The 12,720-nt window shown below is 69.7% G+C and carries 11 protein-coding genes; 1 reads left to right on the forward strand and 10 read right to left on the reverse strand.

The window, feature by feature from the left end; translation table 11 throughout:
- Nucleotides 1–141: 141 nt before the first annotated feature.
- The gene (locus tag V8688_RS28380) at nucleotides 142–1,536 is read right to left on the reverse strand and encodes a DNA polymerase IV (protein WP_342802084.1); all 1,395 of its coding nucleotides are present in this window, start codon (nucleotides 1,534–1,536) and stop codon (nucleotides 142–144) included.
- Between the two features lie 95 nt (nucleotides 1,537–1,631).
- Between V8688_RS28380 and V8688_RS28385 the strand changes: the two genes are divergently transcribed.
- Nucleotides 1,632–2,507: a UTP--glucose-1-phosphate uridylyltransferase gene (locus V8688_RS28385; protein ID WP_342802085.1), complete on the forward strand. Its 876-nt coding sequence runs from the start codon at nucleotides 1,632–1,634 to the stop codon at nucleotides 2,505–2,507.
- Between the two features lie 3 nt (nucleotides 2,508–2,510).
- Here V8688_RS28385 and V8688_RS28390 read toward each other — a convergent pair whose 3' ends face one another.
- From V8688_RS28390 to V8688_RS28430, 9 genes are all read right to left on the reverse strand, one after another.
- Nucleotides 2,511–3,020, reverse strand: coding sequence for an NlpC/P60 family protein (locus V8688_RS28390; RefSeq protein WP_255588518.1), 510 nt, complete (start codon nucleotides 3,018–3,020; stop codon nucleotides 2,511–2,513).
- Nucleotides 3,021–3,325: 305 nt separating this feature from the next.
- Nucleotides 3,326–6,457 carry an isoleucine--tRNA ligase gene (gene ileS / locus V8688_RS28395; protein WP_218721090.1) on the reverse strand — a complete coding sequence of 1,044 codons (3,132 nt, stop codon included), beginning with the start codon at nucleotides 6,455–6,457 and terminating at the stop codon, nucleotides 3,326–3,328.
- Nucleotides 6,458–6,733: 276 nt separating this feature from the next.
- A complete protein-coding gene (locus V8688_RS28400) occupies nucleotides 6,734–6,934 on the reverse strand; it encodes a hypothetical protein (protein ID WP_316573332.1) in 201 nt (66 codons plus the stop codon).
- A 175-nt stretch (nucleotides 6,935–7,109) separates the two neighbouring features.
- Nucleotides 7,110–7,970: a DivIVA domain-containing protein gene (locus V8688_RS28405; protein ID WP_218721088.1), complete on the reverse strand. Its 861-nt coding sequence runs from the start codon at nucleotides 7,968–7,970 to the stop codon at nucleotides 7,110–7,112.
- Nucleotides 7,971–8,030: 60 nt separating this feature from the next.
- Nucleotides 8,031–8,333: a YggT family protein gene (locus tag V8688_RS28410; protein WP_019046242.1), complete on the reverse strand. Its 303-nt coding sequence runs from the start codon at nucleotides 8,331–8,333 to the stop codon at nucleotides 8,031–8,033.
- Nucleotides 8,334–8,422: 89 nt separating this feature from the next.
- Complete coding sequence (gene sepF / locus V8688_RS28415) at nucleotides 8,423–9,178, reverse strand: cell division protein SepF (RefSeq protein ID WP_218721087.1); 756 nt, start codon at nucleotides 9,176–9,178, stop codon at nucleotides 8,423–8,425.
- Between the two features lie 107 nt (nucleotides 9,179–9,285).
- Nucleotides 9,286–10,029 carry a YggS family pyridoxal phosphate-dependent enzyme gene (locus V8688_RS28420; protein WP_342802086.1) on the reverse strand — a complete coding sequence of 248 codons (744 nt, stop codon included), beginning with the start codon at nucleotides 10,027–10,029 and terminating at the stop codon, nucleotides 9,286–9,288.
- Nucleotides 10,026–10,757 carry a peptidoglycan editing factor PgeF gene (gene pgeF, locus V8688_RS28425; RefSeq protein WP_218721085.1) on the reverse strand — a complete coding sequence of 244 codons (732 nt, stop codon included), beginning with the start codon at nucleotides 10,755–10,757 and terminating at the stop codon, nucleotides 10,026–10,028. The genes V8688_RS28420 and pgeF overlap by 4 nt, the downstream gene beginning before the upstream one ends.
- Nucleotides 10,758–10,859: 102 nt before the next feature.
- Nucleotides 10,860–12,720, reverse strand: a 1,861-nt coding sequence (locus V8688_RS28430) for a helix-turn-helix transcriptional regulator (protein WP_342802087.1), incomplete at its 5' end; no start/stop codon positions are given.

Here is a 12,720-nt window from a genome sequence, read left to right on the forward strand (position 1 = left end):
GTCGTCGCTGCACGCGCTCAGGCCAAGGGCCGCGACCACGGCCAGTCCGGCGATCGCGACACGTCCGGTCGTACGAAGCTTCAACTGCTCGTCCTTTGCGTTCGAGGTGGGAGTGGTTCCATCGCGGTAGCCGAGGCTACTTCACGCGAGGCTGTCGAGGGGATCTGCCCGCGTCAGATCCTGATCGTCGGCTGGAAACGTACGCGCCGGGCCGGGACCTGTCGAGCTGGTCTCGAATCGGACCGTCACCACGCCGTAGCCCGCGCCCTGGACCCAGCCGTGGCCGAAGTCGGGGTGACGCACGTCCATACCGGGGAACCACTGTCCCGCAAGCGGATCGGGGCTGTCGACGGGCTCGCCCGCCGGTGCGGCCGACTCGACCTGGTCGACGCCGAAGTCCTCGGGAACGGCCTGATCCAGTTCGGGGAACAGTGATTCCTGGCGGACCAGCGACAGCCCGCCGTAGCCGACGCCGACGAGCCGGATCGGGCCGAGTTCGGCCGGGTCGATCGCCGAGCGTTGCGCGGCCGCGGCCAGCGTGGTCAGGTCGGCGGTGGCATAGGGCAGGGTGAACGACCTGGTCACGATGCTCATGTCGGACTTCTTGAGTTTGAGCACCACGGTGCGGGCGGCGCGGCCGTCGCGGTCGAGTCTGCGGTGCGCGGCCGCCGCCATGGCGGTGATGGCCGCGCGCAGCTCGGGCAGCGTGACGATGTCGCGCTCGTAGGTGTTCTCGGCGCTGATCTGTTTGGCCTCGGCGCGTTCGGTAACCGGGCGGTCGTCGATGCCGCGCGCGAGCCGGTGCAGCGCCGTGCCGATGCTGCCGCCCAGGATCGAGGCGGCCTCCGATTCCGGCAGCGCCGCGAACGCACCGACCGTCTCGATGCCGAGACTGCGCAGCCGGCCCTCGGCGACCGGGCCGATCCCCCACAGTTTGCGCACCGGCAGCCCGGCCAGCAGCCCGCCCTGTTCGGCGGGCGAGATCACCCGCATGCCGTCGGGTTTGGCCAGGCCGGAGCCGATCTTGGCCAGTTGCTTGCCGGTTCCCGCGCCGATCGAGGCGGTGAGCCCGGTCCGCGCGGTGACCAGCGCGCGCAGCATGGCGCAGTACTGCTCGACCTCGGCCACACTCGCGCCCGCCAGCTCGGCGGGTTCGGCGAACGCCTCGTCGAACGACAGCGTCTCCAGCACCGGGATCCGGCCGCGCAGCGTGTCGAACACCGCGGCGCTGAGCACCGAGTACACCGCGCCGCGCGGCGGCACCACCACCGCCGACACTCCGATCAACCGCCGGGCCTGATGCATCGGCATGGCCGAGCGCGCGCCGTAGACCCGTGCCTCGTAGCTGGCTCCGGCGACCACCCCGCGCTGACCCGCGCCGCCGACGAGCACCGGCCTGCCGCGCAGAGTCGGGCGGGTGAGTTGTTCGACCGAGGCGAAGAACGCGTCCATATCGATGTGCAGCACCCAGCGGCGGGCGGTGACCGCCGCATCCGCCCTGGCCGGGGCGCCTGCGGTGTTGGCGTCGGTGCTCACGCCCGCAATCTACGCGGCGCGGCCGACACATTTTCCCCCGCCGGTTGACAGCCGTGGCACAGCGATCACCCAGTCGGATATGTGATGATCGGTGGATGAAGATCCGCAAGGCTGTCATTCCGGCTGCGGGAATCGGCTCCCGGCTGCTTCCGCTGACCAAGGCGACGCCGAAGGAGATGCTGCCGGTCGGCGACAAGCCGGTCATCGAGCACACCGTCCGTGAACTGGTCTCCTCCGGGATCACCGACATCACCATCGTCGTGAGCAGCGGCAAGTCGCTGATCCAGGACCACTTCCGCCCCACCCCGGCGCTGGTCGCGCAGCTGCGCGCCGACGGCAAGTCCGCCTACGCCGACGCGGTCGAGGAAGTCGGTGAGCTCTCGCGCGCAGGCCACATCACCTACCTCGACCAGCACGGTCCGTACGGCAACGGCACGCCGGTCCTCAACGCCGCCCGCAATCTCGGTGACGAGCCGATGCTGGTGCTGTGGCCCGACGACGTGTTCGTCGCCGAGGTGCCGCGCGCCCAGCAGCTCATCACCGCCTACGAGTCCACCGGCTGCCCGGTGCTGGCGCTGCTGCCGATGGCGCCGGGCGAGTCGCAGCGCTACGGCGTCCCGGTGGTCCGCGAGGACCTCGACGACGGGCTGCTGCGCATCTCCGGCCTGATGGAGAAGCCCAAGCCCGAGGACGCCCCCTCGGCGTACGCGGCCATCGGCGGGTACGTGGTGACCCCGGGCATCATCGAGGAGCTGCAGACCCAGACCGAGAACTGGTATACCCACCAGACCGGCGAGGTGTACCTCACCGACGCGATCAACAACTACGCCGCCAACCACGCGGTGTACGGCCAGGTCATCCAGGGTCGCTGGTACGACACCGGCAATCCGGCCGACTACCTGGTCGCCCAGTTCGCCTCCGCGCTCGCCCACCCGGAGTACGGGCCGCTGCTGCGTCAGCTGGTCGACTGAGGCTCAGAAGCGCCGGATCGTGAAGATGTCGAATTCGCGCAGGGGATGCAGCCCCACCGGAACGCCCCAGTCGTGGGCGTCGAGGATCTGGCCCATCCCCGCGTAGATGCCGACGTGCGAGCCGTCGCCGTTGAGGATGACGACATCGCCGGGCGCGAGCCCGCGGAAGGTCACCGGCATGCCGACCTTCGCCTGCTCCCAGGTGGTGCGCGGCAGGTTGACCCCGACCTGCCGGAAGGCCCACTGCACCAGGGCCGAGCAGTCCCACGCGTGCGGCCCCATGGCGCCCCACTCGTAGGGCTTGCCGATCTGGGTGGCAGCGGCGGTGAGCGCGCCGATGCCGGTCGCGCTGGGTAACGGGATCGCGCCGGAGCCACTGGAGCTGCCGGACGAGGAGCCGCCCGAGCCCGACGCGCTGCCGGTCTGCGACCAGGCTGGCCCGGCGAGGACGAGGGTGGTGATGGTGGTGGCGACGAACCCGAAGGCCAACCGTCGCAAGACTTTTCGCCGCATTTGCTGTTCCGCCTCCCCGCTGTTCCTACGGACGTCGGAGCGTGGCGAGAAACTCGCCGGGCCGGGCGTCCCGGAATCGGGCGAACCCGGCGAGCTACCCGTGTTCGGACGAGATCAGACGTAACACACAGCTACTGCCGCCTCAGCGGTTCCATGCGCATCAGCAGTAACACCTCGATTGTGCTCGACGATCGACGGACTGTCACACACATTCAGCAAATTGTCAGCATCGTTATCATCGGCCGGGTGCGCGGACACGAACGGGGCGGGACCGAAAGCCGGTCCCGCCCCGCCGTTGTCGCCGGTCAGGCCTTGCGCACCCGAGCCTTCACCCCACCGGTGAGTTCGGCGGCCTCGGCATCGGTCGCGCCGAAATCGAGCGTGGTGGCGAGGACTTCACCGGCGATCAGATCGCGGTGGGTCCGCGCCCACGCCAGCCGCTCGGCCGGGACCTCCAGGGTGAGGGTGATCCGGTCCGACACCTCGAGACCCTGCGCCTTGCGGGTCTCCTGCAGGTCGCGGATGAGGTCGCGGGCCCAGCCCTCGGCCTCCAACTCCTCGGTGACCACCGAGTTCAGCACCACCAGACCGGCATTGCCGGGCAGGGCGGCGGTGGACTCGGGTTCGGCGGCCACCAGACGCTGGGTGTACTCCTCGGGCAGCAGGGTGATCCCGGCGGCGGTGACGACACCCTCGGCGGATTCGCTCCACTGCCCCGCCTTGACCGCCTTGATCACCGTCTGGACCTCTTTGCCCAGCCGCGGCCCGGCGGCGCGCGCGTTGACGACCAGCTCGAAGCGGCCGTGCGCGTCGACGTCGGTGGTCAGGTCGACCTTCTTGACGTTGACCTCGTCGGCGATCAACTCGGTGAACGGCGTGAGCCGCTCCGCGTCGGCCGCGGCGATGGTGACCTCGGCCAGTGGCAGCCGCACCCGCAGGTTCTGCGCCTTGCGCAGGCTCAGCACGGTGGAGCAGACCACCCGGACCTCGTCCATCGCGGCCACGAGCTCGGGATCGTGCGGCAGCTCGGTCTCGGTCGGCCAGTCGGCCAGGTGCACCGAGCGCTCGCCGGTGAGCCCACGCCAGATCACCTCGCTGATCAGCGGCAGCAGCGGCGCGGCCAGGCGGGTGACCACCTCGAGCACCGTGTGCAGCGTGTCCACCGCGTCGCGGTCCTCGGACCAGAACCGCGAACGCGACCGGCGCACATACCAATTGGTGAGCGCGTCGGCGAACGAGCGCAATTCGTCGGTGGCACCGGCGATGTCGTAGGTCTCGAGCGCCTCGGTGATCACGTCCCGGGTGACCGCGAGCTTGGCCAGGATGTAGCGGTCGAGCACGTGCGGCGAATCCGTGCGCCACACCCCGGGCTTCGAGGCGTAGAGCTGCAGGAAGGTCCACGCGTTCCACAGCGGGCGCAACGCGTGGCTGACGCCTTCGCGGATGCCGCGCTCGGTGACGATGAGGTTGCCGCCCCGCAGGATCGGCGAGCTCATCAAGAACCAGCGCATCGCGTCGGAGCCGTCGCGGTCGAAGACCTCGTTGACGTCGGGGTAGTTGCCCTTCGACTTCGACATCTTCAGCCCGTCGTCGCCCAGCACGATGCCGTGCGCGGCAACAGTTTTGAACGACGGCGAGTCGAACAGCGCGGTCGAGAGCACGTGCAGTGTGTAGAACCAGCCGCGGGTCTGCCCGTTGTACTCGACGATGAAGTCGCCCGGGAAGTGGCTGTCGAACCAGTCCTTGTTCTCGAACGGGTAGTGCACCTGCGCGAACGGCATCGAGCCCGACTCGAACCAGCAGTCGAGCACCTCCGTCACCCGGCGCATGGTCGACTTGCCGGTCGGATCATCGGGATTCGGCCGGGTCAGTTCGTCGATGTAGGGCCGGTGCAGGTCGGTCGGGCGCACGCCGAAGTCGGCGGCGAGCTCGTCGAGCGAGCCGTAGACGTCCAGGCGCGGGTAGGCCGGGTCGTCGGAGACCCACACCGGGATCGGGCTGCCCCAGTAGCGGTTACGGCTGATGTTCCAGTCGCGCGCGCCCTCGAGCCACTTGCCGAACTGGCCGTCGCGGATGTGCTCGGGCACCCAGCTGATCTGCTGGTTCAGCTCGACCATCCGGTCGCGGAACTTGGTGACCGCGACGAACCAGGACGGCACGGCCATATAGATCAGCGGCTGGCCGGACCGCCAGCTGTGCGGGTAGGAGTGCTCGATCGTCTCGTGCCGCAACAGCTTTCCGGCGGCCTTGAGATCCTTGATGATCACCGGGTTGGCGTCGAAGACCATCAGGCCCTCGTACGGCGGCACCATCGAGGTGAACTTGCCGGCCGGGTCCAGCGGCTGGACGATCTCGATCCCGTTCGCCGAGGCGACGTCCATGTCCTCCTCACCGAAGGCCGGCGCGAGGTGGACGACGCCGGTACCGGAGTCGGTGGTGACGTAGTCGGCCTCGAGCACGCGGTGCGCGTTCGGGTGGCCGAGGAAGAAGTCGAACGGCGGTCGGTAGGACAGCCCGGCCAGCGCGGCGCCGTCGTACTCGCCGAGCACCTCCGGCTCGTCACCGAGCTCGCGGGCGTAGTGCGAGACCCGTTCGGCGGCAAGCACATAGCGCTTGCCGTCGGCGCCGCGCACGTGCACGTAGCGCACGTCGGGGTGCACCGCGATCGCCAGGTTGGACGGCAGCGTCCACGGTGTGGTGGTCCAGATCAGCGCGTTGGCGCCGTCGAGGGCCGCGAAGGGATGCTCGGCCGGGACGACGAGCTGCATGTCGACGGTGACCGCGGGGTCCTGCCGCATCTTGTACGCGTCGTCGAGACGGGTCTCCTGGTTCGACAGCGGCGTCTGCTCGTACCAGCTGTAGGGCAGCACGCGGAAGCCCTGGTAGATCAAGCCCTTGTCGTAGAGCGACTTGAACGCCCACATCACCGACTCCATGAAGTCGAGATCGAGGGTCTTGTAGTCGTTGTCGAAGTCGACCCAGCGCGCCTGGCGGGTCACGTAGTCGCGCCACTCGCCGGTGTAGCGCAGCACCGAGGACTTACAGGCGGCGTTGAACTCGGCCAGCCCCATCTCGTCGATCTGGGACTTGTCGGTGATGCCGAGCTGCTTCTCGGCTTCGATCTCGGCGGGCAGGCCGTGGGTGTCCCAGCCGAAGCGGCGGTCGACCTTCTTGCCGCGCATGGTCTGGAAGCGCGGGATCAGGTCCTTGACATAGCCGGTGAGCAGGTGGCCGTAGTGCGGCAGGCCGTTGGCGAAGGGCGGGCCGTCGTAGAAGACGAACTCGGCCGCCCCGTCGCGGTTGGCCAGGCTGGCGCGGAAGGTGTCGTCGCGCGCCCAATAGTCGAGTACCTGCTGTTCGAGTTCCGGGAACGACGCGCCGGAACCGGCGCCGAAGTCGACCCGGGGGTACGCACCGGTGGTTGTCTCGTCCGCCATCGCGGATCTGCTCCTCGTGCCGCCGCGCCGTCGGCGCGAATCCTGGGCACGGGGACGATGTCGGCGCCGGTGCGCCGTACCGCGGTACCACCCCGCTTGCCCGTGCCGTCCCGAGGGAGCGGCGCGAGCCTCTCGTTGTGTGAGCTGTGACGGGCTCACCCGTTCGGTTCTACTGAGCGCGAGCGCCGTTCTTCCGAAGGCTCCCCGGTGATGGCCGGATCAGTGCCGTGTGTTGTTCGATTCTAACCGGGACCGTCCAACGGATATTTCGCGCCGTCAGTCCCGCCGGGCGTGTCGGCCAGGTGGGACCGGGTCGTTCTCGGGTTTTCGGGTGGCCAGCGCACTCACCAGCAGAGTGGCGGCACCGACGATACAGATCAGGATGCACCCCCAGGCCCACAGCACCGAACCGGTGGCGAGCGCCGCGACGAGCAAACCGAAACCGATAGCCGCGAGGACGAGCGTCAAGACGAGCATGCTGACTCCCAAGAACCCGAGCAGCCCGACGAAAGCTGGGCGTTTCCCGGGTCACACGGCGCGCCGTGTGACCCGGGTCCAGNGACGAGCATGCTGACTCCCAAGAACCCGAGCAGCCCGACGAAAGCTGGGCGTTTCCCGGGTCACACGGCGCGCCGTGTGACCCGGGTCCAGTTTACTTGCCGCCCTTGGCGAAGGAGGCGGGAGCCAGACTGTTGGCCGAACCGTTGGTTTCGCCGGCGAACTCGCCGCCGTCGACCGGGACGGCCGAGCCGCGGTTCTCCAGCTCCTCCAGCTGCGACTCCAGGTACGACTTCAGTCGCACGCGGTACTCGCGCTCGAAGGTCTTCAGCTGCTCGATGCGGCTCTCCAGCACCGTGCGCTGCTGGGTGATGGTGGCCATGATCTCGGCGTGCTGACGCTCGGCATCGGCGGTCAGGGCCTCGGCCTTGTCCTTGGCCTGACGGATCTGGGTGTCGGAGCGGTTCTGCGCGTCGGCCAGCATCGCGTCGGACTTCTGGCGCGCGTCGGCGATCATCGCCTCGGAGCGGGTACGGGCGTCGCCGACCAGTCGCTCGGAGTTTGCCCGCGCGTTCGAGAGCAGTCCCTCGGCCTCGGTCTTGGCGTCGGTGGTGAGGCGGTCGGCCATCTCCTGCGCCAGGGTGAGGACCTTCGCGGCCTGCATGTTCGCGTCCGGACCGGAGTTGTCACGCACGGGGGCGGCGACCGGCATCGGCGCGGGCGGTGCGGGTGGCACCGGCGGCGCGATCGGTTCCGGCGCCGGCGGCGGGGCCTGTTGGACAGGCGCCTTCACGGCGCTGACCGGCGCGGACGCGCGGTTCTTCTTGGCGTCGGCCAGCTCGGTGTCGAGCTCGGCGACCCGCTGACGCAGGTCGGCGTTCTCCTCGATCAGGCGCGACAGCTCCTGCTCGACGAGATCCAGGAAGGCATCTACCTCGTCCTCGTTGTAGCCGCGCTTACCGATCGGCGGTTTGCTGAACGCGACGTTATGCACATCGGCGGGAGTCAGCGGCATCGAAGGATCCCTTCACGCGTCTTTTGGAGAACTAGCAAGCGGTCTTCTCGATTCAGTATGTCACACGGAGGTCACGGGCTGCCCGAGCCTACCCACGATGGACATCAGGATGAACACCACGAAGAGCAGGACCATTATCGACAGATCGAGCCGAATACCCCCGAGATTCACAGGAGGTATCAACCGCCTCAGGAGTTTCACCGGCGGGTCGGTCACCGTGAAGATGACTTCGAGGATGATCACCACCACACCGGTCGGGCGCCAATCGCGCGCGAAACTGCGAATGAACTCGACGATCACCCGGCTGATCAGCAACAGCCAGAAGATGAAAAGCACCAGGTACAGAACCGCGAACAGGGCCACGTCTTCACTCTGCCGCAAAATCGGCGGCGTGCAAAATGGCCGCGCCGCGCAGTGCGCGGGCGGCCATCACGGTGTTGCGGATGTGGTGTCTATTTCTGGTTGTAGAAGCCGTTTTCGGCGATCCGGCGGCGCTCTTCCGCTGATACGTCGACATCGGCGGGTGAGAGCAGGAACACCTTCGTCGCCACCTTGTCGAACGAACCGCGCAGCGCGAAAGCGAGCCCGGCCGCGAAATCGACCAGCCGTTTCGCATCGGCATTGCTCAGGTCCACCAGGTCCATGATGACCGGGTTGCCCTCGCGGAAACGCTCACCGATGATCCTGGCCTCGCTGTAGTCCCGGGGACGCAGCGTGGTGATCTTGGACAAGGGACCTCCGTCCTCGAAGATCCCAGGCCGCCGCGCGGCGGCAGGCTCGGGGCGCATGCGCTCCTCCAGCCTGCGCTCCTCGGCGTCGGGATCGACCGCGAGCGCTCCACGGGTGGAGCCGCGCATGCCGGGTGCGACACCGCCGGCCCGGAACGAGCGACCAGACGACGGCGCGGTCTCGATCCTGGTCGGGCGACGTGGCGTCTCGTAACGATCGTCGGCGTAGGTGTCGGCGACGTAATCGTCACGACGCGCCTGGTAGGCCGACTTGTAGGCCGGCTGCGGGTAGTCGTCGGCCTCGTCCTCGAAACGGTCGGCGCCGTATCGGTCTTCGGCGTAGCGGTCGTAGCTGCGCGGGCGAGGGCGACCGGCGCGCTCGTCGGCGCCGCGAGGGGCGTGATCGTCGACGTAATCGTCTTCGTACTCGTCGAGCGGAACCATGCCGAAGTACGCCTTGAACTTGTGCAGCGTGCTCATCTGGTCGACCTTCCTTCGGCCCCGGTGGCGGCCGGGTGTTGAAGTTCTTGCTCAGCGCCTCGTCGGCCCAATCGTATGTGTCGAATGTGACTGATGAGGTTTCTTTGCTACGCCGAGGTTATCGGTCGCGCGCCCATCAAGGCGGTACCGACACGCACACACGTCGAACCGTGTTCGACCGCAGATTCCAAATCACCCGACATACCTGCAGAAAGTTCGGTGGCGTCGGCGTGTCGAGTCAGCAGCGAAGTGTGCAAAGTCGCAAGATTCGCAAAGGACGCATCACTGGCGGCGTCAAGGGGCGGAATCGCCATCAGACCGGCCAGATGCAGGCCGGGAGCCTTCGCCACGAGATCGGCCAGGGCGGGCAGATCGGCCGGTGCGACACCCCCGCGCCCGGGGTCGTCGTCCAGGCTCACCTGGAGCAGGACACGCAGGGGCGCGGTACGCTCGCCGGCTGCCATGGCGTCGCGCGCGGCCCGGTCCAGCGCGGTTGCCAGGCGTTCGCTGTCGACCGAGTGCACGGTGTGCGCCCAGCGCGCCACCGCGCGCGCCTTGTTCCGTTGTAAACGGCCGATCATGTGCCATTCGACGTCGTCGTAACCGAGCTCGGCGACCTTGGCCGAGGCCTCCTGCTCGCGCGACTCGCCGAACTCGCGCCTGCCGAGACGGTAGAGGATGTCGACATCGGCGGCGGGGAAGAACTTCGTCACCGGCAGCAGCCGGACCGAACCGGCCGGTCGGCCCGCGGCGGCCACGGCGGCGTCGATGCGGGCCAGCAGACCGTCGAGCCGGGCCGAGAGTTCCTGGGCGCGGGCGGTCTCCTGGGTGGTCTCGCGCGCTGCGCTCATGCGGTGGGGTCCATCCAGATCACGCCGGCGATGCGGCCGGTCGGCGCGCCGCGGCGGTGGCTGAACAGGGTCTTGTCCTCGATGGTGCAGCGCGGGTCGAGGGCGATCCCGCCGACGCCGGCCTCGGTGAGCTGCCTGCTGATGCCCGCGCGCAGGTCCAGACCAGGGGTTTTGCGGACCGTGGTGGTGGCGCTGCCGGGCAGGTGGGCCTCGACGTCGGCCCGCATCGCGGCCGGGACCTCGTACTGGCGGCCGGAGGCGGCGGGGCCGAGGAAGGCACCGATCCGTTCGACCCGCGCGCCCGCCGACACCATCGCCTCGAGCACCCGCGGCACGATCCCGATCCGGGCGCCGATGCGGCCCGCGTGCACCGCGGCGATGACACCGGCCTCGTCGTCGGAGAGCAGGATCGGCACGCAGTCGGCGGTGAGCACCACCAGGGCCAGGTTCGGCACGGTGGTGACCAGCGCGTCGGTCACCGGAACCGGTTCGGCGCGGGGTCCGTCGACGATCTCGACGTTGCGTCCGTGCACCTGCTCCATCCACACCAGCCGGTCCGGGGTGAGCCCGATGCCCTCGGCCAGCCGAACCCGGTTGCGGCGCACGGCTTCCGGATCGTCGCCGACGTGATCGCCCAGGTTGAACGAGTCGTACGGAGCGGCGGAGAAGCCACCGGCGCGGGTGGTGGTCACCCGGCGGACGGTCACGGTGGTGGGTGCGGAAGTCATGACTTCGAGCGTAGTGCCGTCCGGGCGGGGTGGGTCGCCCGTGGGCGGTGACGTCGGTCAACCTCGGCGCGGTGACATCGTTCGGCCTCGGCGCGGAGCGCGCTACCCCAGTTCGTCGAGCTTGCGGGCGATGCCCGCGCGGCTGGTGAGGCCGAGCTTGCGCAGGACGCGGCCGAGATGGTCCTCGACGGTGCGGGGGCTCAGATAGAGATGGGCGGCGATGTCCTTGTTCGTGTGGCCGTGGGCCGCCAGTTCGGCGACTTCCCGCTCGCGCCTGGTGAGGGAGGTGGGGCTGGGCGAGCGGGATCCGGCCAGGCTGCGCTGGGCCGTGGTGGTCTCGGCCAGCAGTCGCTGGGCGCCCGCGGCGGCGAATATCGCGCGTGCCGAGGCGAAGCGGCTGGTCGCCTGGCCGAAGTCGCCGCGGCGGCCCGCGACGATACCCGCGAGCAGTTCGGCCTGTGCGCGGTTGACCACCATTCCGGCGCGGGTGAACGCGGCGATCGCCCGCTCGGCCGATGTTGCCGCGGTGTCGAGATCACCGACGGCGACGGCGTAGTCGGCACCGGCGAGCGCGGCCGCGCCCACCTGGCTACCGAGACCCTCGTCGGTCGGGTGCGACGCGGCGACCGAGTGCGACGCGGCGACGGGGTGCGACGCGGCGACCAGGTGATCCGGGCCCTCGCAGTGCAGCACCTGAGCCGTGCTACCCGGGCTCTCGTCGGTGTGGTGCGCGCCTCGCGATGACGAGTGCCGGCTGCCGGAGCGAATGCCGGCGTCGGTGGGCGTCCTCGTCGACTCCGTGTCGCGGGGTTCGGGCGGTAGCTCCGGCGCGGTGGAAACGGCATCGCCCGCAACGGTTTCGCCGGTGGCGGAGGCCGAGGTTCGGTAGCCGACCGCTGCGGTCGCCCGGGCGACCAGGTCGGCGGCTGTGGTCAGGTCGCCGTCGGCGATCGCGGCATGGGCCGCCCGGGCCAGGTGCGTCGGATGCAGGGGGCCGGGGCGGGTGTCGGGGGCCAGGGCGGTCGGGGTCGAAGCGTCAGGGACCACCGGGCCGTCGGGCTCCGGCGCATCCGGGACCGGCGGACCGGCGGCTGGAGCACCCGGGACCGGCGGACCGGGCGCTGAGACTCGACGGGCCGGGGCACCGGGCACCTGGAGGTCAGGTGTCGGAAGGCCGAGGGGGCGGGCGGTTTCGACGAGGGTGGTCTCGACTACCTGGCGCCACCAGCGCATGGCAGGACGTGGGAGGGCCGCGACCGTGTGCCACTGGGTGGTGACCGCGTCGGTGGGGGCGGTGAGCAGCAGGGTGCGGAGCTTGACGGCGCCGGCGAAGGAGAGCAGGTCGGGGTGGTGGAAGGTGGTGGCGGCATCGGTCGCGTCGTCGGCGGCGGCGATCGCGGCGTCGAGGCGGCCGAGTTTGGCCAGCGAGTAGGCGCGGACGGTCTGGAGTTCGGCCAGGGCGTAGCTGCGGCCGAAACGGTGGCTGACGCGGATGGCACGGTCGAGGTGGGCGAGGCCGTCGCGGTCGTGGTCGAGGAAGTAGGCGCACCAGCCCAGGGCGGGAACCGCGTGGACGACCTCGCGGAAGCCGGCGTCGGTGAGCTCGTCGAAGGCATGGTGACAGTCGGGGTAGAGCTCGGCGGCGGTCCGGATCTGACCGTCGGCGACGAACCCGAGGCAACGCAGCGCCGTCGCGGCGGCCCGCACCGCCGGGTCCGCGATCTCGGCGGACTCGAACAGGGCGTTGAGCCGGGCGTGGCCTTCGGCGTCCTGGTGATCCTGCAATTCCAGGATGGCCAGCTCCAGTTGGACCGGACCGTCCCCGCGGCGCCGAGGCAGGGTCGCGGCGGTGGCGAGCAGAGTCCTGGCCTCCTCGACCCGGCCGCACATGCGGGCGCACCGGGCCGCCAGCAGCAGCGCTTCCAGCTGATGCGGGCCCGGTGCGGCGGCCGCCGGGGCGAGT

It is taken from the genome of Nocardia sp. No.11, assembly GCF_038752175.1.
Taxonomy (GTDB): domain Bacteria; phylum Actinomycetota; class Actinomycetes; order Mycobacteriales; family Mycobacteriaceae; genus Nocardia; species Nocardia canadensis.

Excerpts from the sequence above, each read along its gene's own strand:
- V8688_RS28385 (WP_342802085.1), top strand. The coding sequence starts at position 1,632 with ATGAAGATCCGCAAGGCTGTCATTCCGGCTGCGGGAATCGGCTCCCGG.
- V8688_RS28390 (WP_255588518.1), bottom strand. The coding sequence starts at position 3,020 with ATGCGGCGAAAAGTCTTGCGACGGTTGGCCTTCGGGTTCGTCGCCACC.
- ileS (WP_218721090.1), bottom strand. The coding sequence starts at position 6,457 with ATGGCGGACGAGACAACCACCGGTGCGTACCCCCGGGTCGACTTCGGC.
- V8688_RS28400 (WP_316573332.1), bottom strand. The coding sequence starts at position 6,934 with ATGCTCGTCTTGACGCTCGTCCTCGCGGCTATCGGTTTCGGTTTGCTC.
- V8688_RS28405 (WP_218721088.1), bottom strand. The coding sequence starts at position 7,970 with ATGCCGCTGACTCCCGCCGATGTGCATAACGTCGCGTTCAGCAAACCG.
- sepF (WP_218721087.1), bottom strand. The coding sequence starts at position 9,178 with ATGAGCACGCTGCACAAGTTCAAGGCGTACTTCGGCATGGTTCCGCTC.
- V8688_RS28420 (WP_342802086.1), bottom strand. The coding sequence starts at position 10,029 with ATGAGCGCAGCGCGCGAGACCACCCAGGAGACCGCCCGCGCCCAGGAA.
- pgeF (WP_218721085.1), bottom strand. The coding sequence starts at position 10,757 with ATGACTTCCGCACCCACCACCGTGACCGTCCGCCGGGTGACCACCACC.